This is a genomic window from Microvirga pakistanensis (assembly GCF_004458765.1).
Classification (GTDB): Bacteria; Pseudomonadota; Alphaproteobacteria; order Rhizobiales; family Beijerinckiaceae; genus Microvirga; species Microvirga pakistanensis.
On record NZ_SPJX01000290.1, the window covers coordinates 1 to 223 of the forward strand.

1 protein-coding gene is annotated in these 223 nt (G+C 63.2%); it reads left to right on the forward strand.

Features of this window, described 5'->3' with window-relative positions:
* On the forward strand, positions 1-223 hold a 223-nt coding region (locus E4K09_RS15960; RefSeq protein ID WP_134498680.1), incomplete at both ends, for a hypothetical protein.

The following is a 223-nucleotide window of genomic DNA, read 5'->3' on the forward strand; positions in this document are numbered from 1 at the left end:
ATCCGGCGCGTGGTGATCTGCACCGGCAAGGTCTATTACGACCTGCTCGAGGAGCGCGAGAAGCGTGGGCTGGACGACGTCTATCTGCTGCGCGTCGAGCAGCTCTACCCGTTCCCGGCGAAGTCCCTGGCCGCCGAGCTCTCCCGCTTCAAGAAGGCCGATGTGGTGTGGTGCCAGGAAGAGCCCAAGAACATGGGCTCCTGGAACTTCGTCGAGCCCTATC